Origin of the sequence: Devosia sp. A16 (assembly GCF_001402915.1) — a bacterium.
GTDB lineage: Bacteria > Pseudomonadota > Alphaproteobacteria > Rhizobiales > Devosiaceae > Devosia_A.
This window is the reverse complement of record NZ_CP012945.1, coordinates 4,576,194-4,599,362: the sequence shown is the minus strand read 5'-3', so window position 1 is coordinate 4,599,362 and position 23,169 is coordinate 4,576,194. Positions and strand designations below refer to the sequence as shown.

Annotated in this window: 35 protein-coding genes; 1 reads left to right on the top strand and 34 read right to left on the bottom strand. The window is 64.1% G+C overall.

All coding sequences use genetic code 11. From position 1 onward, the window contains the following. Positions 1 to 3: 3 nt before the first annotated feature. The 9 genes from APS40_RS22155 to APS40_RS22120 all read right to left on the bottom strand — a co-directional run bounded on the left by APS40_RS22155 (position 4) and on the right by APS40_RS22120 (position 7,375). The gene (locus APS40_RS22155) at positions 4 to 1,356 is read right to left on the bottom strand and encodes a pyruvate dehydrogenase complex E1 component subunit beta (RefSeq protein WP_442855878.1); all 1,353 of its coding nucleotides are present in this window, start codon (positions 1,354 to 1,356) and stop codon (positions 4 to 6) included. 86 nt (positions 1,357 to 1,442) lie between these two features. After that, complete coding sequence (gene pdhA / locus APS40_RS22150) at positions 1,443 to 2,456, bottom strand: pyruvate dehydrogenase (acetyl-transferring) E1 component subunit alpha (RefSeq protein ID WP_055049105.1); 1,014 nt, start codon at positions 2,454 to 2,456, stop codon at positions 1,443 to 1,445. Between the two features lie 125 nt (positions 2,457 to 2,581). After that, positions 2,582 to 2,977, bottom strand: a complete 396-nt coding sequence (locus APS40_RS22145) for an FtsB family cell division protein (protein WP_055049104.1) — start codon at positions 2,975 to 2,977, stop codon at positions 2,582 to 2,584. A 224-nt stretch (positions 2,978 to 3,201) separates the two neighbouring features. Continuing rightward, the gene (locus tag APS40_RS22140) at positions 3,202 to 3,780 is read right to left on the bottom strand and encodes a nucleotidyltransferase family protein (protein WP_442855829.1); all 579 of its coding nucleotides are present in this window, start codon (positions 3,778 to 3,780) and stop codon (positions 3,202 to 3,204) included. 75 nt (positions 3,781 to 3,855) lie between these two features. Beyond that, a complete protein-coding gene (eno, locus tag APS40_RS22135) occupies positions 3,856 to 5,130 on the bottom strand; it encodes a phosphopyruvate hydratase (RefSeq protein WP_055049102.1) in 1,275 nt (424 codons plus the stop codon). Positions 5,131 to 5,243: 113 nt separating this feature from the next. After that, positions 5,244 to 5,624: a GFA family protein gene (locus APS40_RS22130; RefSeq protein ID WP_055049101.1), complete on the bottom strand. Its 381-nt coding sequence runs from the start codon at positions 5,622 to 5,624 to the stop codon at positions 5,244 to 5,246. A 298-nt stretch (positions 5,625 to 5,922) separates the two neighbouring features. Continuing rightward, positions 5,923 to 6,048: a GyrI-like domain-containing protein gene (locus APS40_RS25410; protein ID WP_236884155.1), complete on the bottom strand. Its 126-nt coding sequence runs from the start codon at positions 6,046 to 6,048 to the stop codon at positions 5,923 to 5,925. 115 nt (positions 6,049 to 6,163) lie between these two features. Next, on the bottom strand, positions 6,164 to 6,364 hold the full coding sequence (locus APS40_RS25405) for a hypothetical protein (RefSeq protein WP_055049100.1): 201 nt from the start codon (positions 6,362 to 6,364) through the stop codon (positions 6,164 to 6,166). A gap of 45 nt (positions 6,365 to 6,409) precedes the next feature. Next, positions 6,410 to 7,375 carry an NAD-dependent epimerase/dehydratase family protein gene (locus APS40_RS22120; RefSeq protein WP_055049099.1) on the bottom strand — a complete coding sequence of 322 codons (966 nt, stop codon included), beginning with the start codon at positions 7,373 to 7,375 and terminating at the stop codon, positions 6,410 to 6,412. 233 nt (positions 7,376 to 7,608) lie between these two features. Between APS40_RS22120 and APS40_RS22115 the strand changes: the two genes are divergently transcribed. After that, on the top strand, positions 7,609 to 8,145 hold the full coding sequence (locus tag APS40_RS22115; RefSeq protein WP_197279385.1) for an AAA family ATPase: 537 nt from the start codon (positions 7,609 to 7,611) through the stop codon (positions 8,143 to 8,145). A gap of 140 nt (positions 8,146 to 8,285) precedes the next feature. Here APS40_RS22115 and dld read toward each other — a convergent pair whose 3' ends face one another. From dld to rplB, 25 genes are all read right to left on the bottom strand, one after another. Continuing rightward, positions 8,286 to 9,998, bottom strand: a complete 1,713-nt coding sequence (gene dld / locus APS40_RS22110; protein WP_055049098.1) for a D-lactate dehydrogenase — start codon at positions 9,996 to 9,998, stop codon at positions 8,286 to 8,288. 1 nt (position 9,999) lies between these two features. Then, positions 10,000 to 11,043 (bottom strand): NAD-dependent epimerase/dehydratase family protein, encoded by a 1,044-nt coding sequence (locus tag APS40_RS22105; protein ID WP_055049097.1) that lies wholly within the window; start codon positions 11,041 to 11,043, stop codon positions 10,000 to 10,002. A 117-nt stretch (positions 11,044 to 11,160) separates the two neighbouring features. Next, a complete protein-coding gene (rplQ, locus tag APS40_RS22100) occupies positions 11,161 to 11,589 on the bottom strand; it encodes a 50S ribosomal protein L17 (protein WP_055049096.1) in 429 nt (142 codons plus the stop codon). A 65-nt stretch (positions 11,590 to 11,654) separates the two neighbouring features. Continuing rightward, the gene (locus APS40_RS22095) at positions 11,655 to 12,674 is read right to left on the bottom strand and encodes a DNA-directed RNA polymerase subunit alpha (protein ID WP_055049095.1); all 1,020 of its coding nucleotides are present in this window, start codon (positions 12,672 to 12,674) and stop codon (positions 11,655 to 11,657) included. Positions 12,675 to 12,777: 103 nt separating this feature from the next. Beyond that, entirely contained in the window at positions 12,778 to 13,170 is a 393-nt protein-coding gene (gene rpsK, locus APS40_RS22090) for a 30S ribosomal protein S11 (RefSeq protein ID WP_055049094.1), read from the bottom strand. A gap of 82 nt (positions 13,171 to 13,252) precedes the next feature. Further along, complete coding sequence (gene rpsM / locus APS40_RS22085) at positions 13,253 to 13,621, bottom strand: 30S ribosomal protein S13 (RefSeq protein ID WP_055049093.1); 369 nt, start codon at positions 13,619 to 13,621, stop codon at positions 13,253 to 13,255. Between the two features lie 176 nt (positions 13,622 to 13,797). Next, positions 13,798 to 14,367 (bottom strand): adenylate kinase, encoded by a 570-nt coding sequence (locus tag APS40_RS22080; protein WP_055049092.1) that lies wholly within the window; start codon positions 14,365 to 14,367, stop codon positions 13,798 to 13,800. Further along, the gene (gene secY, locus APS40_RS22075; RefSeq protein WP_055049091.1) at positions 14,364 to 15,698 is read right to left on the bottom strand and encodes a preprotein translocase subunit SecY; all 1,335 of its coding nucleotides are present in this window, start codon (positions 15,696 to 15,698) and stop codon (positions 14,364 to 14,366) included. Before secY ends, APS40_RS22080 begins: the two co-directional genes overlap by 4 nt. Before the next feature lie 32 nt (positions 15,699 to 15,730). After that, positions 15,731 to 16,216, bottom strand: coding sequence for a 50S ribosomal protein L15 (rplO, locus tag APS40_RS22070; RefSeq protein WP_055049090.1), 486 nt, complete (start codon positions 16,214 to 16,216; stop codon positions 15,731 to 15,733). Positions 16,217 to 16,228: 12 nt separating this feature from the next. Next, positions 16,229 to 16,417 carry a 50S ribosomal protein L30 gene (gene rpmD, locus APS40_RS22065; RefSeq protein WP_055049089.1) on the bottom strand — a complete coding sequence of 63 codons (189 nt, stop codon included), beginning with the start codon at positions 16,415 to 16,417 and terminating at the stop codon, positions 16,229 to 16,231. A 22-nt stretch (positions 16,418 to 16,439) separates the two neighbouring features. Then, positions 16,440 to 16,967, bottom strand: a complete 528-nt coding sequence (gene rpsE / locus APS40_RS22060; RefSeq protein WP_055049088.1) for a 30S ribosomal protein S5 — start codon at positions 16,965 to 16,967, stop codon at positions 16,440 to 16,442. A 22-nt stretch (positions 16,968 to 16,989) separates the two neighbouring features. Further along, on the bottom strand, positions 16,990 to 17,352 hold the full coding sequence (rplR, locus tag APS40_RS22055; protein ID WP_055049087.1) for a 50S ribosomal protein L18: 363 nt from the start codon (positions 17,350 to 17,352) through the stop codon (positions 16,990 to 16,992). Between the two features lie 12 nt (positions 17,353 to 17,364). After that, positions 17,365 to 17,898 (bottom strand): 50S ribosomal protein L6, encoded by a 534-nt coding sequence (rplF, locus tag APS40_RS22050; RefSeq protein ID WP_055049086.1) that lies wholly within the window; start codon positions 17,896 to 17,898, stop codon positions 17,365 to 17,367. Between the two features lie 55 nt (positions 17,899 to 17,953). Next, positions 17,954 to 18,352, bottom strand: a complete 399-nt coding sequence (gene rpsH / locus APS40_RS22045) for a 30S ribosomal protein S8 (protein WP_055049085.1) — start codon at positions 18,350 to 18,352, stop codon at positions 17,954 to 17,956. Positions 18,353 to 18,365: 13 nt separating this feature from the next. Further along, the gene (gene rpsN / locus APS40_RS22040) at positions 18,366 to 18,671 is read right to left on the bottom strand and encodes a 30S ribosomal protein S14 (protein ID WP_055049084.1); all 306 of its coding nucleotides are present in this window, start codon (positions 18,669 to 18,671) and stop codon (positions 18,366 to 18,368) included. A 21-nt stretch (positions 18,672 to 18,692) separates the two neighbouring features. Beyond that, entirely contained in the window at positions 18,693 to 19,250 is a 558-nt protein-coding gene (rplE, locus tag APS40_RS22035; protein ID WP_055049083.1) for a 50S ribosomal protein L5, read from the bottom strand. Beyond that, positions 19,243 to 19,557 carry a 50S ribosomal protein L24 gene (gene rplX, locus APS40_RS22030; protein ID WP_055049082.1) on the bottom strand — a complete coding sequence of 105 codons (315 nt, stop codon included), beginning with the start codon at positions 19,555 to 19,557 and terminating at the stop codon, positions 19,243 to 19,245. Before rplX ends, rplE begins: the two co-directional genes overlap by 8 nt. Further along, complete coding sequence (gene rplN, locus APS40_RS22025; protein WP_055049081.1) at positions 19,557 to 19,925, bottom strand: 50S ribosomal protein L14; 369 nt, start codon at positions 19,923 to 19,925, stop codon at positions 19,557 to 19,559. The genes rplX and rplN overlap by 1 nt, the downstream gene beginning before the upstream one ends. Before the next feature lie 58 nt (positions 19,926 to 19,983). Continuing rightward, positions 19,984 to 20,217 (bottom strand): 30S ribosomal protein S17, encoded by a 234-nt coding sequence (gene rpsQ / locus APS40_RS22020; protein WP_055049080.1) that lies wholly within the window; start codon positions 20,215 to 20,217, stop codon positions 19,984 to 19,986. Positions 20,218 to 20,227: 10 nt separating this feature from the next. Continuing rightward, entirely contained in the window at positions 20,228 to 20,458 is a 231-nt protein-coding gene (rpmC, locus tag APS40_RS22015; RefSeq protein WP_055049079.1) for a 50S ribosomal protein L29, read from the bottom strand. 5 nt (positions 20,459 to 20,463) lie between these two features. Next, the gene (gene rplP, locus APS40_RS22010) at positions 20,464 to 20,877 is read right to left on the bottom strand and encodes a 50S ribosomal protein L16 (RefSeq protein ID WP_055049078.1); all 414 of its coding nucleotides are present in this window, start codon (positions 20,875 to 20,877) and stop codon (positions 20,464 to 20,466) included. A 16-nt stretch (positions 20,878 to 20,893) separates the two neighbouring features. Further along, on the bottom strand, positions 20,894 to 21,655 hold the full coding sequence (rpsC, locus tag APS40_RS22005; protein WP_055049077.1) for a 30S ribosomal protein S3: 762 nt from the start codon (positions 21,653 to 21,655) through the stop codon (positions 20,894 to 20,896). Further along, a complete protein-coding gene (gene rplV / locus APS40_RS22000) occupies positions 21,655 to 22,035 on the bottom strand; it encodes a 50S ribosomal protein L22 (protein ID WP_055049076.1) in 381 nt (126 codons plus the stop codon). Before rplV ends, rpsC begins: the two co-directional genes overlap by 1 nt. A 1-nt stretch (position 22,036) precedes the next feature. After that, positions 22,037 to 22,315 (bottom strand): 30S ribosomal protein S19, encoded by a 279-nt coding sequence (gene rpsS, locus APS40_RS21995; protein ID WP_055049075.1) that lies wholly within the window; start codon positions 22,313 to 22,315, stop codon positions 22,037 to 22,039. Between the two features lie 3 nt (positions 22,316 to 22,318). Next, positions 22,319 to 23,158 (bottom strand): 50S ribosomal protein L2, encoded by an 840-nt coding sequence (gene rplB / locus APS40_RS21990; RefSeq protein ID WP_055049074.1) that lies wholly within the window; start codon positions 23,156 to 23,158, stop codon positions 22,319 to 22,321. Between the last annotated feature and the right edge of the window lie 11 nt (positions 23,159 to 23,169).

Sequence of the window (23,169 nt, the reverse complement as noted above, 5' to 3'; positions counted from 1 at the left end):
AGGTCAGCTCCGATAGGTGACGGCGTTCACCGCCGCGATAACCTCGTCGACGCTCGGCAGCGCCAACTTCTCGAGGTTGGCGGCGTAGGGCATCGGCACGTCCTTGCCGGTGACGCGGGTCGGCGGGGCATCGAGATAGTCGAACGCCTCGGCGGTGACGACTGCCGAGAGCTCGGCGCCGACGCCGCCCTGCGGCCAGCCTTCCTCGACGGTGACGAGGCGGCCAGTCTTCTTGACCGACTCGATGACCGTGCGGGTGTCCATCGGACGCAGCGTCCTCAGGTCGATCAGTTCGACGTCGATACCGGCGGCGACCAGCTTCTCGGTGGCCTGCGTGGCATAGCGCATACCCATCGAGAACGACACGATGGTCACGTCCTTGCCTTCGCGGGCGATGCGCGCCTTGCCGATCGGCAGCACGTAGTCGTCGACCTTGGGAACGAGGCCGGTCGAGCCGTAGAGAATCTCGTTCTCGAGGAACACCACCGGGGTGTTCGAGCGGATGGCGGCCTTGAGCAGGCCCTTGGCATCGGCGGCGCTGAACGGGGCGACCACGTGCAGGCCCGGAACGTGGCTATACCAGGCCGAGTAGTCCTGGCTGTGCTGGGCGCCGACGCGCGCTGCGGCGCCGTTGGGTCCACGGAACACGATCGGCGCCGTCACCTGGCCGCCGGACATATAGAGCTGCTTGGCGGCGGAGTTGATGATCTGGTCGATCGCCTGCATGGCGAAGTTCCAGGTCATGAACTCGACGATCGGCCGGAGGCCGGCAAAGGCCGCGCCGACGGCGAGGCCGGCAAAGCCGTGTTCGGTGATCGGCGTATCGACGACGCGCTGCGGGCCGAACTCCTGCAAGAGGTTCTGGCTGATCTTGTAGGCGCCCTGGTACTCGGCCACTTCCTCGCCCATGAGGAAGATGTCCTTGTCGCGGCGCATCTCCTCGGCCATCGCCTCGTTCAGCGCCTGGCGGACGGTCATTTCGACCATCTCCACACCTTCCGGCAGATCGGGATCGGTAGCGGCCTCGAACTTGGGGGCAGCCGGCGCCGCGGCCGCAGCGGGAGCGGCGTCGGCGGCCTTCTCGGCAGCAACCAACGGAGCCTCGGTCGGCTCCGGCACGGTCTTGGCCACCGGCGGGGCTTCCAGCGTCTCGCCTTCGGCCTGTACCTGGGCGATCGGCTCGTTGACCTTGACGCCCTCGGTGCCCTCGGGAACCAGGAGCTTCACCACCTTGCCACTATCGACGCTCTCGACCTCCATGGTCGCCTTGTCGGTCTCGATCTCGGCCAGCACGTCGCCGGGCTTTACCGTGTCGCCTTCCTTGACCAGCCATTTGGAGAGTTTGCCCTCTTCCATGGTCGGCGAGAGGGCGGGCATCAGGATTGTGGGCATTCAGGGGTCTCCAGCGGGAGATCGAAAGGGAAACGCGAAATAAACGCCGATCAGGCGGGAGCGTAGATGTCGGTCCAGAGCTCGGACGCCGCCGGCTCCGGATCGGAGGTGGCGAAATCGGCGGCCTCGGTGACGATGGCGCGGATCTCGGTCTCGATCTCCTTGAGGCTTTCCTCGGTGCCGTAGCGCTTCTCGATGATGCGCTGCTTGACCTGCTCGATCGGATCGTGCTCGGCGCGCATGGTCGAGACTTCGTCCTTGGAGCGATACTTGGCTGGATCGGACATCGAGTGGCCGCGATAGCGATAGGTCAGCATCTCGAGGATGTAGGGGCCCTTGCCCGAGCGGGCATGCTCGATGGCGCGCTTGGCGGCGTCATAGGTCATGCGGACGTCCATGCCGTCGACCTGCTCGCCCTCGATGCCGAAGGATATGCCGCGCTTGGAGAAATCCGGCTGGCCGGAGGCGCGCTCGACCGAGGTGCCCATGCCGTAGCGGTTGTTCTCTACGATGTAGACCGCCGGCAGGTTCCAGAGCTTGGCCATGTTGAAGCTCTCGTAGACCTGGCCCTGGTTGGCCGCGCCGTCGCCGAAATAGGAGATCGAAACGGTGTTGTCGCCCCGGTACTTGCTGGCGAATGCGAGGCCGGTGCCGAGCGAGACCTGGGCGCCGACGATGCCGTTACCGCCATAGAAGCGGTGCTCGTTGGAGAACATGTGCATCGAGCCGCCCTTACCCTTGGACAGGCCGCCCTGCCGCCCGGTCAGTTCGGCCATGACGCCCTTGGGATCGAGGCCCATGACCAGCATATGACCATGGTCGCGGTAGCCGGTGATCTGGGCGTCCTCGCCCTTCTTCGACGCCATGGTGACGCCGGTGACCACGGCCTCCTGGCCGATATAGAGGTGGCAGAAGCCGCCGATCAGGCCCATGCCGTACATCTGGCCGGCCTTCTCCTCGAAGCGGCGGATCAGCAGCATTTCGCGGTAGGCGGCGAGTTCCTGTTCCTTGGTGAGTTCGGGGACATTGGACTGGGCCGGTTTGGCCGCCGCTTTACGCGCCATGGGCAAGAGCTCCGGAAGATGGAAAAGCCGCATCGATATCACGCGACCGAGGGCCGCGGACGGGGGAGCTTAGCGCAATAATGTGACGGAGGCGAATCCGAGTGGCGCCTGAAGAAACAGCGCTATCAGTCTACACCAATGTCGATATTTGCAGTTAACCCATCTGGAGTTGACTGCGTGGTTGAACTTGAAATTGGTTTACCGTTCGCGGGATCGACCATCACCACGATGTCGTCGGGTTGCGCCATGGACAACAGCGCCCGCGCCCGCTCCGAAACCAGATCGGGGTCCATCCGCGTGGTCTGGAACAGATCGATCCGGTGGCGGTAGGAGTCGATCTCCGCCTGCAGGGCGCCGGACTTGGCGGCCAATTCACCGATCTCAACCTCGAGGACGTCCTGACTCTCGATGCCGAACTGGCCGGTGACCACGCTGTAGCCGAGATAGCCTTGGAAAGCGACAAGGCCGAGCGCCAGAGCGATGTGGCGCCAGAAAGCTGGGCGTTTCAAACGGGTGGGCATGTACGAGCTTCGCCTGGTGCTGTTCCAGGCCTTTATAGTTCACCGGAGCTTAACGGGTGGTTGCGGGGAGAGGGGCCCAACCGAGAGAGACGACCCCCTCCCATCCTCCCCCCTAAGGGGGAGGTGCCCTGCCGGTGTGTCTGGCACGATCGAAGACAGTCCCTCGACTCTTCACCTCCTTCATGGGGGAGGCCGGGAGGGGGTCGTCTGCCTGCAGTCAGAGCCTACCAGGCCTCGACCACAATCTCCGGCCACACGCCCCTCGCCCGCGCCGCCTTCTTCTCATGCGTCGCCCGGTTGTTTATCCGGCGGTTCGGCACGATGCGGAAGCTGAACAGATCGTCGAGGCCGAACGGCGCGTAGAGCTCGATCTCCCCTGCCCGATCCAGGCGCGCGCCGACCGCATGGGTGAGCGAAGCGAAGCGGTCGATCGCCTCGCGCGATGACGTGACAGCCGGATAGGGTTCGCCGAACCGCTCCGGGTACCACAGGTGCACCCGCGCCTGGTTGCGCAACTGCACCGGCAGCGGCAGGCCGGCAAAGATCCGGTCGGCTGCCTTGATGGCGGTATCCTCGGCTTCGTAGCTCAAGTCTGACGCATCGAAATAGAACAGGTCGATATCGTTGATGCCGGTCAGCGGCGGCCGTCCGGTCAGGTGGTTCCACACCGTGTTGTAGATGGCGCCGGAGACCAGCCAGCTGTCCGGCAGGTCAAGCTCCGGCAAGCGCTCGAGCACGGTGAGCAGCATGGGGGTGGCGCGAATAATGCCGCGGAGGGCGGCTGCCTGAGCCGCAGCGGGCAAGCCCGCATATCGGAGGTGATCGGTCATCACGCGACGGTAGCCGATTCCGCTACCGCCGCGTGTCAGGGTTTACGCTCAGCCCTTCAGGATGCTGCGGCCGGCATACTTGGCCGAAGTGCCGAGCTGCTCTTCGATGCGGATCAGCTGGTTGTACTTGGCCAGCCGGTCCGAGCGCGACAGCGAGCCAGTCTTGATCTGCCCGCAGTTGCAGGCGACTGCGAGGTCGGAGATCGTCGAATCCTCGGTTTCGCCGGAGCGGTGCGACATCACCGAGGTGTAGGCGGCGCGGTGCGCGGTATCGACGGCGTCGAGCGTCTCGGAGAGCGAGCCGATCTGGTTCACCTTGACGAGGATCGAGTTCGCGACGCCCATCTTGATGCCGGAGCGCAGCCGTTCGGTGTTGGTGACGAACAGGTCGTCGCCGACCAGCTGCACCTTCTTGCCGAGCAGATCGGTGAGCGCCTTCCAGCCCTCCCAGTCGTCCTCGGCCATGCCGTCCTCGATGGTGATGATCGGGAACTTGTCGACGAGGCCGGCGAGGAACCTGGCGTTCTCTTCCGACGACAGCGTCTTGCCCTCGCCTTCCATGGCGTATTTGCCGCCCTTGAAGTACTCGGTCGAGGCGCAGTCGAGGCCGAGATAGACATCCTTGCCGGCGGCGTAGCCGGCCTTCTCGATCGACTTGACGATATACTCAAGCGCCGCCTCGGCCGACTTGAGGTTCGGCGCGAAGCCGCCCTCGTCGCCGACATTGGTGTTGTGACCGTCCGCCGCGAGCCCCTTCTTCAGGGTGTGGAAGATTTCCGAACCGATCTGCACCGCATGCGCCATGCTCTCGGCGCCGACCGGCAGGATCATGAACTCCTGCATGTCGATCGGGTTGTCGGCATGGGCGCCGCCATTGATGATGTTCATCATCGGCACCGGAAGCACGTGGGCGTTGGGGCCGCCGACATAGCGATAAAGCGGCAGCTCGCTCGATTCGGCGGCGGCCTTGGCGACGGCGAGCGAAACGCCGAGGATGGCGTTAGCACCCAGCCGCGACTTGTTCGGCGTCCCATCGAGCTCGATCAACGCCCGATCGACGCCGATCTGGTCCAGTGCGTCGAGGCCCTGGATCTCGGCGAATATCTCGGTGTTGACGAAGTCGACTGCCTTGGTGACGCCCTTGCCCAGGAACGGCTTGCCGCCGTCTCGCTGCTCCACCGCCTCATGCGCCCCAGTCGAAGCGCCCGAGGGCACCATGGCGCGACCGAAGCTGCCGTCATCGAGCACCACATCCACTTCGACGGTCGGATTGCCGCGGCTGTCGAAGACCTGCCGGCCGGTGATGTCGATGATGGTAGACATGTGCGTGACCCCTTGTCCGTGCAATCGATTGCTCGGCCCTTGTTAGAGAAGCCACATGACACAGTGAAGGGGGACAGGGAGAAAATTTCGCGCGCGACCTGCCCGCAAAGCCTTCATTGCAGGTTCTGCGGCAGGCCGTCGGCGATGTCGTAATAGTCACCCTTGTCAGCGACGAAGATGTGCATGGCCAGCCGGGTATTGGTGGGTGTGTCGAAAGCACCCATGTAGATGCCTATGCGAGCGTGGTGGATTGGGTCGAAGAACAGCGACGACCCGCAAACCGTGCAGAAGCCGCGGCGCACCTTCTCAGACGAATGGTACCAGCCGACCTTGTCCTCGCCGAAGACGGTGAGAGCGGTCCTGGGCACGTCGGTGCCGGCCTCATAGTGTCCGGTATGCTTGCGGCACTTGGTGCAATGGCAAGCCGTCGGCGGCGACAGCTCGCCCGCGACCTCGAAGCGGACTGCGCCGCAAAGACATGAGCCCTGATGCATCCTCGTTCCCTCCACGCACCGGACGATAGCCGGGGCGAACACGGTCGGAAACCCTCAGCGCCGGCCGCCCGCCGGGGCCGCGACAACGGCGACGCGGGCGGTGGGAAACAGCATGATCTGCCCTGCCCGAATGCCCGCGAAGCCGATCGGGGTCGGCTTCATCGTCGCCTCGGGCGGGGCCTCGAGCTTTTAAGTCCAGGACTTGGCCATGCTCACTCCAGCGGCGGGCAAAGGAGGGGCAGAAGCTCGGACGGCGCCGTATCGCGCGGGCCGTTGAGATTTTCCTCCAGCCGGCGCGTCAGCAAATTTCCCGGTCCGACTGCAGCAGCCAGGTGCCAAACAGCCGTCTGTACTCGGCGCGCATGTCGGCATAGGGACCCTGGTGCCGGAGCACAGCGTAGTTGCCGGCGCGGGTCGTGTTCACCGGATAAGCCCGGTGGTGGCGAGTTCAGCCGCGGCGGCCGCCGAGCGCAGCTCGTCCATCGGGACGGCGCTGGGGTCGTCGCCGTAGATCCCAAGTATCCGGGTGTCCTGGTCGATCAGCCCGGGCCGTGGCGAGCGGCCCGAACGACTGGTCGAAGGCCATACCGATATTCATGTGGTCGCCGCATGTCCCGGCGATAGCACGCCGGCGGCATGCCGTAGGCGTCGGCGAGGCGAGCGAGGTCGAGCGGCTCATCAAGATGCTCGTAGATATAGGCGGTGACGCGGTTGATGCGGTCTTCATAGCTGGGGGACATCGGCTTACCTCGCATGTGACGATGGTGTGCCATGAGCCGATTTCACTAGTCTTGCGGACCTCGAACCTTGCCGTTGTCGATGAGCCAGCCGACAGCCTCCTGCACCGCTTCCAGCGAGGCATAGCGCGGCATAAAGCCGAGCAGGCGTCGCGCCTTCTCCATGGAGTGGCTGGGGCTGCGCACGATGTGCTCCCAGGTGGCATTGGCTTCGTCGGCGTCTTGCCCGGCCTTCCACTGCTCGAACGGCAGGTAGCTGAGCTTCGGCTCATGGCCGAACCAGCGGTACGTCGCCTCGGCGTAGCCGCGCAGGTTGACCGCCTGCGGCGAGACGGCGTTGAAAGCCTCCCCCACGGACGTCGAACGGCTGGAAATGATCGCCATGACCAGTCGCGCCAGATCGTCGGCATGGACGTGGTGGACGGTTTCAAGCCCGAAATTGGGCAGCGTCAGCTCCTCGCCGCGGGCGATCTTCGAAAACACCTCGGCGTTGAAATGCCCCGCCGGGTTCAATGGAGCCCAGCCAGGGCCGACAATGTGACCGGGACGGAACACCGTCGCCGGAAAGCCGCGACGACGGGCCTCGTCGAGCAGGTAGCGCTCGATCGCAGCCTTATGTGTGCCGTACTCGCCGAAGGGGTTGAGCGGCTGCTCCTCGGTGGCCGGCACTGCGGTGTTGTGGCCATAGACCCAGATGGTGCCGCAATGGATGAAGTGTTGCACCTTGCCGCGCAGCGCCTCGACCAGATGCCGGGCGCTGGGGAGCGTGAAACAGATCATATCGATGACGATGTCGGCTTCGAGCGCTGCAATGGCGGTGCCGAAGCTGCCCTCACGTTCGGCTGCGTCGCGATCGATGAGCACGGTCTCCACCCTGTCCCAGGCCGCGTTGGGCAAGTAGGGCTTGCGATGCCCGCGCGTGATGTTGACCACCTGGTGGCCGGCTTCGACCAGTCGGGGCACGAGGTAGGTGCCGACATGGCCACTGCCTCCGATGATGACGACCTTGGCCACGGGGCTTCCTCCACGAACGAAGGGCGGTGCACGTCGCCCCGCCCTTCCCGATTGTAGCCTCTGCCAGGCGGCGGAGGATAGTCCGCTTCCTTCAGCAACGTTGACGTCGACAGCCCTGATCGCCCGGCCCCTTCGGGGCGCCCGAGGCCCATGGCTCTGCTCGCCTTGGGCGCATTGATGCAGTATAAGCCGCGTCCCCCGGGCGGCGGGGTTACTGGACATCGGGGGCTGAAATGGACGTGCTGCCACTCTCGGCGCTGGGCGAACGCATCATGATCTGCGGGCTATCCAACTCCGGCAAATCGACGCTGGCCGTGGCGCTGGCGCGCAAGATCGGCGCCGAGCCATTCCATGTGGATCTGTTCCGGCACCTGCCGAACACCAACTGGGTGCAACGGCCGGATGACGAGTTCCGCGCGCTGCATGACGCCGCGATCCTGAAGCCGCGGTGGGTTATGGACGGCAATTACTCGAGCCTGATGCCGCAGCGCTTCGCCCGCGCCACCGGGATCATCCTGCTCTACGACAACCACTGGGCCAACTTCCGTCGCTACCTGTGGCGGACGCTGTTCCAGCGCAACCGCGTGGGAGCGCTGGCCGGCAACCGGGACAGCCTCAAATGGGAAATGATCCGCTGGATCCTCATCGTGCAGCCGACCCGCCGCGAGCGAGACCGCAACCGCCTGCGCGCGGTCGGGCTGCCGCTGGTCGAGATCGACTCGATGCGCCAGCTTCAGCGGCTCTATCGGGAATGGGATCTCGCGAGGTAGGGCGCTTAGCTCCCCTCCCCATTGAGGGGACGGGCTGGGGGTGGTGAGGCGGGCTCTGTGCTGACTGTACCACCCCTCCCTCAATCCCTCCCCTCAAGGGGGAAGGAGGCGACGAACGAGGGATCACGCCCGAACACGTCTCAATGCGCGAGGTCGTGGCCATGATCATCGGCGTAGTGCCGGCGCCTGGAGTCGTCGCCGATCCCGGGATTGAAGCTGTTGGTGGGATCGAGCGTGCGGAAGAACGCCTGCTGCTCCGGCTTTGACGCATAGACGTGGCCGACATTGTGCTCGGCGGGGTATTGCGCCCCGCGCTGCTCGAGCACCGCCAGCATCGCGTCCTTCACCTCATGCGGATCGGCGCCTCGCTTGAGGATGTAGTCCTGGTGGAAGACGTGGCAGAGGAAGTGGCCGTAGTAGAGCTTCAATGCGAGCTGATCGTCGATCGCGGCCGGCAGGTGCTCGTACCAGTCGTGATCGTTGCGGCGGAGCGCGATATCGAGCGCCAACAGGCCGCCCGAGGTCTTCTCGTGCATCAGCGCATAGCGAATGGCGGCGCCTGCCGCGGCGAAGCGGTGGAGAAACGCCTGGGCGCCCTCCTTGGGCGTGCAGCGGAAATAGGCGCCATCGGCCGGGTCGGCGAACATCTTCTGCAGCAGCGCCTCGGCTTCGGCAATGCCGTCGCCGGACATGCGCAGCATCAGGTGATGCTCGAAGCGGTCGCGGTATTCGAGCAGGCGCTGCGGCAGGTGCTCCGGGAACAGCCGGCTCAGCCCCTGCAGCATGCGATCGGAGAGCTGCTTGGGCAGCAGCGGCAGCTTGTTGAGCGTGGCGTCCGCCCTGCCCTTCAGGTTGAAGAAGGTCGGCATCACCTCGGTGCCGAAGCGCTGGATGACGAGGAACGTATCCTTGCCATGGCTGCGGGCGACATCGAACATGTCGCGGTGCATATACTCCCCGGCGACCGGCAGCGCCTTGAGGCTGAGCAGCTCGCGGCGCAACCGGGTCAGTATCGCAACGTCGTTGGTGCCGATATAGAACACCTGCTCGGCGCCCTGCTTTTCGAATGTGTCGAGCCGGACTGCGAACACGGCCACCTTGCCGGCGCTGCCGGCGGCTTCGTGCAGGCGCCGCGGATCGGCGTTGAAGCGGGCCGCTGTCGGCTCGTCGATCTGGCGCACCCGATCGGCATATTCGCTGTCGGAGGCGAGCCCGACATTGTGCAGCACATCCTCGGCTGAATAGCCGCCCGACTGCAGGCGCTCAAGGATTTCCTCCGGGGCGTCGCCCAGCTCGATGCCGAGGTGATTGACCAGTTCCAGTCGACCGTCGGCGCCGACTCGGGCGAACAGCGACAGCTCGGTGTAGGCGGGCCCGCGATGTACCAGCGAGCCGCCGGAATTGTTGCACACGCCGCCGACGATCGAGGCGCCGAGGCAGGATGAACCGATCACCGAGTGGGGCAGCCGACCGAGCGGCTTCAGCAGCTTTTCGAGTTTGTCGAGTGTGCTGCCGGGAAAACTGACGATCTGCCGGCCGCCATCCAGCAACTGGATATCGGCGAGGCGCAGGGTGTTCACCACCACCACCGGGCGGTCGTAACGACCACTGGGCGTCGAACCCTCGGTGAGACCGGTATTGGCCGCCTGCATGATGACAATGGCATCGTGGCGCACGATGGCTTCGAGCACCCGCCAGAGTTCGAGCAGCGTCCCGGGCCTGGCGACGGCGACCGCCTCCCCCTCGCCCGAGCGGAAGCCGCGGCGGTAGCGCTCTGTCCTTCGCTCGCCGGTCAGCAGATAGCGGCGTCCGACGGCGGTGCGGAGATCTTCAAGCAGCTTGGTCGTGGACACGTCAGGCGGTCTTCTGTTTCACCATGCCGAGGCGGATGACGCTGTCTGCAGTGGCGAGGATCGACTCCTTGGCGGAGATAAACTTGCGGCCCAGCAGCTTCTCGCCCTTCGATCCATCAAACACCTTCTCGTTGCCGATGTCGTTGATGATCTGGCGGGCCGGACCTCCGAACGTGGCGATGAGTTTGATGATCCAGTCCGGCACCGTCTGGCTGGTGACGTTCCACTCGGGGTGCGCAGCGCGAAGGATGTTCCCGACTTCGGGAAAAGGCACATACTCGGCAGTGGCAAGATAGCGCTGGCCGATGGTCTCGGGATTTTCGAGAGCCGCGAGATGCAGTGCCACGACATCGCGGACATCGATGATCGAAAAGCCGTTCGAAGGCATGGCCGGCGTCGTGCCGTTGAGCAGTCCCGACACCATCTGCAGCGAGATACTGGCGTCCTTGTCGAGCGCCGGACCGATGATGGCGCCCGGATGGATGGTGGTCAGGCCGATGCCGTGCTGCTTGACGAAATCCCAGGCGAACTGCTCCGCCCTGGTCTTGCCGATGCAGTAGGCCCAGGTCCAGCGCATGTTGTCGAGGTTGGTGAAGTAGGTCTCGTCATAGACCCGGCGACCGCTGGTCTGGCCATGCCCGTAGCCGACCGTCGCAATCGACGAGGTCATGATGATCCGCTTGATGCCGGCCGCGTCGGCGAAGCGGAAGACCCGCTGCGTGCCCTCGAGCGCCGGGCGGATCACCAGGCTCTGGTCCTTGGGCTCATCGCCGCGAATGGCGGTGGCGATGTGCATGACCACGGCGACGCCCTGCATCGCCTCGCTCCAGCCCTTTTCGTCGAGCAGATCCGCTTCGACCAGTTCCAGACGGTCGAGAGCGCCCTGCCCCAGTTCGGCCCCGAGCGTCGCGCGCACCTCTTCGGCCCGGCCCAGCGAGCGCACAGTGCCCCGCACCCGGTGGCCCGCCTTGAGCAGTTCCAGCACCGTCCATTTGCCGACAAAACCCGTTGCGCCGGTAACGAGGATGAGCCCCTGGTCCGACATTTCACTCTCCCCAAAATCGAGTGTGCGCCATTACCGCGCAGAATATGTTCCGCGGTCAAACGAAAAGGCGGCCCGGACAAACCGGACCGCCTTTGAACCTTCGTCGCTGCCTCGAGCTTACGCCGCGGCTGCTTCGTCGTCGTTGTCGCGCGCCTGCACCGGACCCGAGTCGAGGCCCTTGGCGTCAACGTCGCGATCGACCAACTCGATCACCGCGAGAGCCGCGTTGTCGCCGTAGCGGAAGCCGGCCTTGAGGATACGGATATAGCCGCCGTTGCGATCCTTGTAGCGCGGACCGATGGTGGCGAACAGCTTCTGCACCTGGGTCTCATCGCGCATCTGCGCGATGGCCTGGCGACGGGCATGCAGGTCGCCGCGCTTGCCCAGCGTGATCAGCTTCTCGACGATCGGACGCAGTTCCTTCGCCTTGGGCAAGGTGGTCACGATCTGCTCGTGCTTGATCAGCGAGGCGGACATGTTGGCGAACATGGCCTTGCGATGAGCAGAGGTCCGGTTGAGCTTACGGTTCGAATTACCGTGGCGCATTTTGTTACTCCCTAAGGCCCGGGCGTCTCACGACGGGCGGTTAGCGGCTGTGTGTGTTAGCCGGCTTAATAATGATCTTCGTAGCGCTTGGCCAGATCGTCGATGTTCTCAGGCGGCCAGTTCGGCACGTCCATCCCGAGGTGCAGGCCCATCTGAGCGAGCACTTCCTTGATCTCGTTGAGCGACTTGCGGCCGAAGTTCGGCGTGCGCAGCATCTCGGCTTCGGTCTTCTGGATCAGATCGCCGATATAGACGATGTTGTCGTTCTTCAGGCAGTTGGCCGAACGGACGCTGAGCTCCAGCTCGTCGACCTTCTTGAGCAGCGCCGGGTTGAAAGCCAGCTCCGGAACGGTGTCCGCGGCCTTCTCCTTGGTGGGCTCCTCGAAGTTGACGAACACCGACAGCTGGTCCTGCAGGATCCGCGCGGCGTAGGCCACGGCGTCTTCCGGCGAGATGGCGCCATTGGTTTCGACCGTCAGGGTCAGCTTGTCCTTGTCGAGGCTCTCGCCGGCGCGGGTCGCATCGACCTTGTAGGAGACGCGGCGGACCGGGGAGAACAGCGCATCGACCGGAATGTAGCCGATCGGCGCGTCGTCGGGACGGTTCTTGTCGGCCGGGACGTAGCCCTTGCCGGTATTGACGGTGAACTCGATGTTGATCTCGGCGCCGTCGTCGAGGTGGCAGATCACCAGCTCGGGGTTCAGCACTTCGATGTCGCCGGAGACCTTGATGTCGCCGGCAACGACCGCACCCGGGCCCTGCTTGGTCAGGGTCAGACGCTTCGGACCTTCGCCACCCATCTTGAGGGCGATTTCCTTGACGTTGAGGACGAGGTCGGTAATGTCTTCACGCACGCCGGGAAGCGACGAGAATTCGTGCAGGATGCCGTCGATCTGGATCGCGGTAACGGCCGCGCCCTGGAGCGACGAAAGCAGCACGCGACGCAGAGCGTTGCCGAGCGTCAGGCCGTAGCCGCGCTCAAGCGGCTCCGCGACGACCGAAGCCGTGCGCGCGCTGTCGCTGCCCGAAACGATGTCCAGTTTGGTCGGCTTGATGAGTTCCTGCCAGTTCCGCTGGATGGTCACGGTGGTGTCCTTTCAAATTGGCGGTCCGCCTAACCGCCTGTCCGCTATGCAATGTACCTATCCCGGCGCGAGGGGCGCGCCGGGAGATCAACCGTAACGGAGGTCAGACGCGGCGACGCTTGCGCGGCCGGCAACCATTGTGCGGGATCGAGGTGACATCGCGAATGCTGGTGACGTTGAAGCCAGCAGCCTGCAGCGCGCGAAGCGCCGATTCACGGCCCGAACCAGGACCGCGCACTTCGACCTCGAGGGTCTTCATGCCGTGTTCCTGGGCCTTCTTGGCCGCATCTTCCGCCGCGACCTGGGCGGCATACGGGGTCGACTTACGCGAACCCTTGAAACCCATCACGCCCGAGGACGACCAGGAAATGGTGTTGCCCTGCACATCGGTGATGGTGACCATGGTGTTGTTGAACGACGCATTCACATGCGCAACGCCATTGGTGATGTTCTTGCGCTCTTTGCGACGAACGCGCGCGACTTCAGCTTTTGCCAATTTGCTTCCTCAGTTCGATATCGGCGCTGCCGTAGTTCCAGCAGCTACATCAGGATGACGGAGAGGTGCTCCGCCGCCCGAATTACTTCTTCTTGCCGGCGATCGGCTTGGCCGGACCCTTGCGGGTGCGGGCATTGGTGTGGGTGCGCTGACCACGGACCGGCAGGCCCTTGCGGTGGCGCAGACCACGGTAGTTACCGAGATCCATCAGCCGCTTGATGTTCATCGCCACGTTACGGCGCAGATCGCCCTCGACCACGTAGTCGCGATCGATCGTTTCACGGATCTGGATCACTTCGGCGTCGGTCAGGTCGTTCACGCGACGATCGGCCGGGATACCGACCTTCTCGGTGATCTCCTGGGCGAACTTCGCCCCGATCCCATGGATGTACTGAAGCGCGATCACCACGCGCTTGTTGGTCGGAATATTGACGCCAGCAATACGGGCCACGTCCGCTCTCCTATAGTCGGCAGCTCACGCCGCCCGTTTGATAACGACAAGGGACCGGAATCCCGCTCCCCACTCTTTCGAGGAACCGAATCCAGTCCGATAATCCATGAGACTGGCGCGGTTCATAAGGGCAAGGTCCTGCAGAGTCAACTGCACAGCTCCTGCCCTGAGGTATACTAGTTATGCACGGCCCGGCGGATGGCCGCCGTGACGTCGTCGACCGGCTGCATGCCGTCGACCGACTTCAGCAGGCCTTTGCCGCGGTAGAATTCGACCAGCGGCGCGGTCTGCTCGCGATAGACGCTGAGGCGGTTGCGAAGCACCTCCTCGTTGTCGTCACCACGGGCAACGCCGGATTCTTTGGCGCGCTTGGCGATGCGCCCGACCAGCACGTCGGCATCGGCGGTGATCTCGATCACCGCGTCGAGCTGCATGCCCTTGTCGGCCAGCATCTCCTCGAGCGCCTCGGCCTGCGGAATGGTCCGCGGGAAACCGTCGAGCACGAAACCCGGCTTGCAGTCGTCCTGGTCGAGCCGCTCGGAGACGATGCCGTTGACGATCTCGTCGGACACCAGATCGCCGCGATCCATGATCTCCTTGGCGGCCAGCCCCATCGGGGTCTTGGCGGCAATGGCGGAGCGCAGGATGTCACCGGTGGAAAGCTGCGGGATGCCGTAGCTCTCGACCAGCACCTTGGCCTGCGTGCCCTTGCCGGCGCCCGGAGGTCCCAGAAGGATCAGCCTCATTTACGCTTGCCCCCAAGGCGCGACCGCTTCACCAGCCCCTCGTACTGCTGGGCGATCAGGTGGCTCTGCACCTGGGTCACCGTGTCCAGCGTCACCGTCACGATAATCAGCAGCGAGGTGCCGCCGATGAACTGGCTGACGTTGAGCTGGCTGTGGATCATCTCGGGAATGAGCGCCACGACAGTCAGATAGAGGGCGCCGATCACCGTGATGCGCGTCAGCACGTAGTCGATGTAGTTCGCCGTCCGCTCGCCCGGACGGATGCCGGGAATGAAGCCGCCGGAGCGCTTCAGGTTGTCCGCGGTATCGGTCGGGTTGAAGACGATCGAGGTGTAGAAGAAGGCGAAGAAGATGATCAGGATGGCGAACAGCACCAGATAGAGGGGCTGGCCGCGACCGAGCAACGCCGCCGTCACCGACAGCCATTGCGGGGCATCACCCTGCGCCGCGAACGACGCAATGGTGGCCGGCAGCAGCAGCAAGGACGAACCGAAGATCACCGGGATGACGCCCGAGGTGTTGAGCTTCAGCGGCAGGTGCGAGGTATCGCCCTGGAACATCTTGTTGCCGACCTGGCGCTTCGGATACTGGATCAGCAGCCGGCGCTGGGCCCGTTCGAAGAACACGATGACGCCGATCACCGCGATGGCAATGATCAGCAGACCGACGACCCAGATGGTCGGCAGCGCGCCGGTGCGGCTGAGCTCGAGCGTCTGCACCACCGTCGCCGGCAGGTTCGCCACGATACCGGCGAAAATGATCAGCGAAATGCCGTTGCCGATGCCGCGCGAGGTGATCTGCTCACCCAGCCACATCAGGAACATGGTGCCGCCGACCAGCGTGATGACGGTCGAAAGCCGGAAGAACCAACCTGGATCGATCACGACGCCCTGGCTGCCTTCGAGACCGATGGCAATGCCATAGGCCTGTACGGCGCAGAACAGCACGGCGAGATAGCGGGTGTACTGGTTGATCTTGCGACGGCCGCTCTCGCCTTCCTTGCGGAGGGCTTCGAGGCGTGGCGACGCGGTGGTCACCACCTGCACCACGATGGATGCGGTGATGTAGGGAATGAGGTTCAGCGCAAAGATCGCCATGCGCTGCACGGCGCCGCCGGCAAACATGTCGAACATGCCGAAAATGCCCTGCTGCGCCTGCTGGAAGGTCGCGGCATAGGCATCAGGGTCGATACCGGGCACCGGGATGTAGGTCCCGAGCCGATAAACGAGAAGCGCACCCAGTGTGAACCAGATGCGCTGCTGAAGGGCCTTCGCTTTCGCGAAGGTCCCGAAGTTCAGATTCTTGGCCAGCTGTTCGGCTGCGGACGCCATAGTCGCTCCCTTAAGAATGGGGCCAGGCGCTCTTAGGCGTCAGCCTTCACTTCTGCCTGAGGCATATCGACCTTGCCGCCGGCCGCTTCAATAGCAGCGAGCGCGCCTTTGGTCGCATGAGCAACCTTGAAGGTCACCTTCTTGGCAGTGAAACCCGAGCTGCCGATCAGCCGCACGCCATCGAGTTCGCGACGGATCACGCCGGCCTTCACCAGCGCAGCCGCATCGACCACGCCCTTGATGTCCAGCTTGCCGCTGTCGATGTAGTTCTGGACGCGGTCGATACGCAGCTGGTTCCACTTCTTGGGATTCAGTGCGTTGAAGCCGCGCTTGGGCATGCGCATGTGCAGCGGCATCTGGCCGCCTTCGAAGCCGTTGATGGCAACGCCGGAGCGCGCCGTCTGGCCCTTGCCACCGCGACCACCGGTCTTGCCGACGCCCGAGCCGATACCACGACCGACGCGTACGCGCTTCTTGTTGGCGCCCGGGTTGTCCCGGAGTTCGTTCAAACGAGTCATTGTTCTCGTCCCTTATTTGGCGTCGACGACGCGCACGAGGTGCGGGATCTTGCGGATCATGCCGCGGACCTCGGGGGTGTCCTTGAGGGTCGACTGCTTGCGCACCTTGTTGAGCCCGAGCCCGATCAGGGTCGCCCGCTGGTCGGCCGGACGGCGCGACGGGCTGGCGATCTGCTCGATGGTGACGGTCTTATCGGCCATTGTTCTAACTCCCGAGCCCTAATCAGGCTTCGACGGTCTCGCCACGGCGAGCCTGCAGGTCCGAGACCTTCAGGCCGCGACGGGCGGCGACCGAACGCGGGCTGTCGACGCGCTTCAGCGCATCGAAGGTGGCCCGCACCATGTTGTAGGGATTGGCGGTGCCCTGCGACTTCGCCACGATGTCGTTGACCCCGAGGGTCTCGAACACGGCGCGCATCGGGCCGCCGGCGATGATGCCGGTGCCGGGCACGGCGGCACGCAGGATGACCTTGCCGGCGCCGTGGTGGCCGACCACATCGTGGTGCAGCGTACGGGCATCGCGCAGCGGTACGCGGATCATCTGGCGCTTGGCCTGCTCGGTGGCCTTGCGGATGGCCTCAGGCACTTCACGCGCCTTGCCGTGACCGAAGCCAACGCGGCCCTTCTGGTCACCGACCACCACCAGGGCGGCGAAACCGAAGCGACGACCACCCTTCACAACCTTGGCGACGCGGTTGATGTGAACCAGCCGGTCGACGAATTCGCTATCGCGCTCTTGAACGTCTCTCATCGAATTTTCCTTTGTCGCCGGATCAGAACTGCAGGCCGCCTTCGCGGGCCGCATCACCCAGGGCCTTGACGCGGCCATGGTAGAGGTAGGCACCACGATCGAAGACGACGGTCGACACCTTGGCGGCGAGGCCGCGCTCGGCGATCAGCTTGCCGACGGCGGCCGCAGCCTCCGAGGTCGAGCCGTTCTTCAGCTTTGCCTTGACATCCTTGTCGATGGTCGAAGCGGCAGCCAGCGTGCGGCCGGACGCGTCATCGATGATCTGGGCGTAAATGTTCTTGTCCGAGCGGTGCACGGACAGACGCGGGCGGCCATTGGCGTTAGCCTTGAGCGCCTTGCGAACGCGCGCCTTGCGGCGGTCCGCACCTTTGAGGCTGATGGGCATCTCGTGCGCTCCTTACTTCTTCTTGCCTTCTTTTCGGGCGATGTACTCGCCCACATAGCGCACACCCTTGCCCTTGTAGGGCTCCGGCGGACGCCAGCCGCGAATGTCGGCGGCCACCTGGCCAACCTGCTGCTTGTCCGAGCCGGTCACGACCACTTCGGTCTGAGTCGGCGCGGCGATGGTGATCCCCTTGGGAGTCTCGAACACCACCTCGTGGCTGAACCCGAGGCTGAGCTTCAGGTCCTTGCCCTGCATGGCGGCGCGGTAACCCACACCCTGGATCTGCAGCTTCTTCTCGAAGCCGGCGCTGACGCCGATCACCATGTTGTTGATCAGCGCGCGGGTGGTCCCCCAGGCAGCACGAGCTTCCTTGCTGTCGTTGGCGGGCTCGATGACGATACCGTCATCGGTCTGCTTGGCGTTCACGATATCCATGAGCGTCAGCGCCTGCTCGCCCTTCGGCCCCTTTGCGGTGACCTTGCGATCGCTGATCGTGACGGTGACGCCACTGACCGGAGCAATCGGCTTTTTGCCTGTACGGGACATTCTTTCTACTTCCTTCGGAGTAATCGTCACACCGACGGCCTCAAGGCTGTGAGCCTTAGAAGACGCGGCAGAGTACCTCGCCACCCAGGTTCTGGGCTTTCGCTTCGTGATCGGCCATCACGCCCTTGGGGGTCGACAGGATCGACACACCGAGGCCATTGGCGACCGAGGGGATGTTCTTGACCGACGCATAGACGCGACGGCCAGGACGCGACACGCGCTCGATGGTGCGGATCACCGGAGCGTTGTCGGAGTACTTCAGCTCGATGTCGAACTGGGCAACGCCGTTGTCCATCTTGCTTTCCGAGTAGCCGCGGATGAAGCCTTCCGACTTCAGCACGTCGAGCACACGGCCACGCAGGGTGGACGCCGGGGTCTGGACGACATCGCGACGACGCAGCTGCGCGTTGCGGATGCGGGTCAGCATATCGCCGATCGGATCAGAGAGGCTCATTGTCGTCTTCTCCTTACCAGCTCGACTTGACCATGCCCGGGATCAGCCCGAGGCTGCCCAGCTCGCGCAGAGCGATACGGCTCATCTTGAGCTTGCGGTAGTAGCCACGCGGACGGCCGGTGACTTCGCAGCGGTTGTGAATGCGGTTCTCAGCCGAGTTCCGCGGCAGCGCGGCGAGCTTGAGCTGCGCTGCGAAGCGCTCCTCGAGCGAAACGGTCTGGTTCATCACGATCGCCTTGAGCTTGGCCCGCTTGGGACCCAGCTGCTTGGCGAGGCGCTTGCGCTTGTTGTTCTTTTCGATGGAGCTGGTCTTTGCCATGTCTCGTCCTTCTCTCTTCCGTTACTGCCGGAAGGGGAAATTGAAAGCCTTGAGCAGCGCCCGGGCTTCGTCGTCGGTGCGCGCCGTGGTGCACACGATGATGTCCATGCCCCAGGTCTGATCGATCTGATCGAAGTTGATCTCGGGGAAGATGATGTGTTCCTTGATGCCCATGGCATAGTTGCCACGACCATCGAAGGAGTTCGGGTTCAGGCCGCGGAAGTCGCGAACACGCGGCAGCGCGATATTCACCAGGCGGTCGAGGAACTCGTACATGCGCGCCTTGCGGAGCGTCACCTTGACGCCGAGCGGCATCTCTTCGCGGACCTTGAAGCCGGCGATCGACTTGCGCGCATGGGTGATGACGGGCTTCTGACCGGCGATCTTCTCGAGATCGGCAGCCGCCGACTTCACCTTCTTGGTGTCGTTGACCGCCTCGCCGACGCCGATGTTCAGCACGATCTTGTCGAGCTTGGGCGCCTGCATGACGTTCTTGTAACCGAACTCCTTGATCAGGTTCGGCTTGATGGTCTCGTCGTACTGGGTACGGAGACGCGGGATATAGACGGTGTCAGCCATCGATCGTGTCCCCGGTCGACTTGGCGACGCGCACCTTGGTGCCGTCGGCGTTGATCTTGAACCCGACGCGCGACGGCTTGCCGTTCGCATCGGCGATCGCGAGGTTCGACAGGTGAATCGGGGCTTCCTTGGTGAAGATCCCCGCGTCCTGGCTCGCGGTCTGCTTGGTGTGGCGGCGGACGAGATTGAGCCCCTGCACTACTGCGCGGGTCTCAGTCGGGATGACCTGCAGCACCTGCCCGGTCTTGCCCTTGTCCTTGCCGGCGAGAACGACGACCTTGTCGCCCTTCTTGATCTTGGACGCCATCACAACACCTCCGGCGCGAGCGAAATGATCTTCATGTGGTTCTTGCTGCGCAGTTCGCGCGGCACTGGCCCGAAGATACGGGTGCCGATCGGCTCGGCCTGGTTGTTGATCAGCACGGCCGCGTTCCGGTCGAAGCGGATGATGGTGCCGTCGGTGCGGCGAACCGGGAACGCGGTGCGCACGACAACGGCCTTCATCACCTGGCCCTTCTTGACGCGACCGCGGGGGATCGCATCCTTCACCGAGACGACGATGATGTCGCCCACCGAGGCGTACTTGCGGTGCGAGCCGCCGAGCACCTTGATGCACATGACACGACGCGCGCCGGAGTTGTCGGCTACATCGAGATTGGACTGCATCTGGATCATGGCTTGATGCCTTCTTCAGTTTCGGGGTCTGCCTACTCGGCGAGCCCTAAATTCCGGTTTACGCGGAGGGCTTAAGGACCCAGCGCTTGTTCTTCGAAATCGGCGCCGACTCTTCGATCCAGACGACGTCCCCGACCTTGGCCGCATTGGCCTCGTCGTGAGCGTGGTACTTCTTGGACCGGCGAACGGTCTTCTTCATCACCGGGTGGGTGAAGGAACGGTCGACCCGCACCACCACGGTCTTTTCATTAGTGTCGGAGACCACGGTCCCCTGCAGTACGCGCTTGGGCATCTCGGTCTCCTTACTTCGCCGCGGCTTTCTCGCCGAGCACGGTCTTGACCCGCGCGATCTCGCGACGGACCTCACGCACCCGCGCCGGCTTCTCCAGCTGCTGGGTAGCGCGCTGGAACCGCAGGTTGAACTGCTCTTTCTTCAGGCCGAGCAGCTGATCCTTCAGCTCATCGGGGGTCTTGCCGCGAAGATCGGCGGCACCGCCGCTCTTCACTTCCGTCTTCTTGGGTGCACGGGCCATGGCTATCAATCCGCGATGCGGGTGACGACCCGCGTGATGATCGGAAGCTTCATCGCGCCGAGGCGCAGAGCTTCCTTGGCGACGTCCTCGGGAACGCCGTCGATTTCGAACAGGATGCGACCCGGCTTGACGCGAGCCGCCCAGAATTCCACCGAACCCTTGCCCTTACCCATGCGGACTTCGGTCGGCTTCTTGGAAACCGGCAGGTCCGGGAAGACACGGATCCAGACGCGGCCGGCGCGCTTCATCTCGCGAGTGATCGCGCGGCGAGCCGCTTCGATCTGGCGAGCCGTGACGCGCTCGGGCTCCTGGGACTTCAGGCCGAACTGACCGAAAGCCAGCTCCGTGCCACCCTTGGCGTTGCCATGGATGCGGCCCTTATGCGCCTTGCGGAACTTGGTACGTTTTGGTTGCAGCATTTTTGTCTATGCCTTCTCAGTTCGCCGGCGCGCGATCGCGACGATCGCCGCGCTCACCGCGTTCGTCCCGGTCGGAACGCTCGCGACGCTGGCCGCCTTCGTTCGACGAACCACCTTCGGTGGCGCGACGCTCGTGGGCCGACGGGTCGTGCTCGAGGACTTCGCCCTTGAACACCCACACCTTGATGCCGATGATGCCGTAGGTGGTCTGCGCCTCGGCGGTGCCGTAGTCGATGTCGGCGCGCAGCGTGTGCAGCGGCACGCGACCTTCGCGGTACCATTCCGTGCGGGCGATGTCGGCGCCGCCGAGACGGCCGCCAACGTTGACCCGGATGCCGCCGGCGCCCATGCGGATCGCCGTCTGCACTGCACGCTTCATCGCACGGCGGAAAGCCACGCGACGCTCGAGCTGCTGGGCAATGCCCTGCGCCACGAGGTTGGCATCGGTCTCGGGCTTGCGCACCTCGACGATGTTGATGTGCACTTCGCTGTCGGTGAACTTCTTCACCTTGGCGCGGATCTTGTCGATGTCAGCGCCCTTCTTGCCGATCACGATGCCCGGACGGGCGGTGTGGATCGACACGCGGCACTTACGATGCGGACGTTCGATGACGATCTTCGAAACAGCAGCCTGCTTCAGATCTTCAAGCAGCGTCTCGCGGATCTTCAGGTCTTCCTGGAGCAGCGAACCGTACTCACCCTTGTTCGCGTACCAACGCGAATCCCAGGTGCGGTTGATGCCGAGGCGCAGACCGATCGGGTTGATCTTCTGACCCATTATGCGGTCTCCTCAACTTGGCGAACCACAATGGTGAGGTTCGAGAACGGGCGCTCCATACGGGCGGCGTGGCCGCGGCCACGGGCCATGAAGCGCTTCATGACCAGCGAGTCACCGACATAGCACTCGGCGACGACCAGGCTGTCCGGGTCGAGACCGTGGTTGTTCTCGGCATTCGCGATGGCGCTCTCGAGCGTCTTCTTGACCGAGCCGGCGATGCGCTTGCGCGAGAAGGTCAGCTCGGCGAGAGCCTTGTCGACCTTCTTGCCGCGGATCGACGCAGCCACGAGGTTGAGCTTGATGCCCGAGGTGCGAAGCATGCGGAGCACCGCCTTGGCTTCGTTGTCCTTGAGCGACCGCTGAGTTTTCGGCTTGCCCATGTTACTTCCTCTTGGCCTTCTTGTCGGCCGCGTGACCGTAGTAGGTACGGGTCGGAGCGAACTCGCCGAACTTGTGGCCGATCATCTCTTCCTGCACGTTCACCGGCACATGCTTGTGGCCGTTGTGCACGCCGAAGGTGAGACCGACGAACTGCGGCAGGATCGTGGAACGACGGCTCCAGATCTTGATGACTTCGTTGCGGCCGCTCGCACGGCTGGTCTCTGCCTTCTTGAGCAGATAGCCGTCGACGAACGGGCCTTTCCAGACTGAACGCGACATGGCTTAGCGGCCCTTCTTCACGTGACGCGAGCGGACGATGAACTTGTCCGTCGACTTGTTGCTGCGGGTCTTCTTACCCTTGGTCGGCTTGCCCCACGGGGTCACCGGGTGACGGCCACCGGAAGTACGGCCTTCACCACCACCATGCGGGTGATCGACCGGGTTCATGGTCACACCGCGGTTGACCGGCTTGCGGCCGAGCCAGCGATTACGACCGGCCTTGCCGATCGAGGTGTTCGAGTGATCCTGGTTCGACACCGCGCCGACAGTGGCGAGGCACGAGCCATGGACCCGGCGCTGCTCGCCCGAGTTGAGGCGAAGGATCGCCCAACCGGCGTCACGGCCGACATACTGCGCGTAGGCACCGGCCGAACGGGCGATCTGACCGCCCTTGCGGGGCTTCATCTCGACGTTGTGGACGATGGTGCCGACCGGCATGCGCTCGAGCGGCATGGCATTGCCCGGCTTCACGTCGGCGGTGCCGAGCGTCGAGATCACCTTGTCGCCGGCAGCGAGACGCTGCGGAGCGATGATGTAGGCGAGCTCGCCGTCCGCGTACTTGATCAGCGCGATCCAGGCGGTGCGGTTCGGATCATACTCGAGCCGCTCGACGGTCGCCGTCTCTTCGAAACGCACGCGGCGGAAATCGACCACGCGGTACGAACGCTTGTGACCGCCACCCCGATGGTAGGCCGTGATGCGACCGGCGTTGTTACGACCACCGGACTGGTTCAGACCTTCGGTCAGCGCCTTTACCGGCTTGCCCTTCCACAGCTCCGACCGATCGGTCGTGATGAGCTGACGGCGGCCCGGGGAGGTCGGATTGTAAGTTTTCAGACCCATTCTTCTCTCTC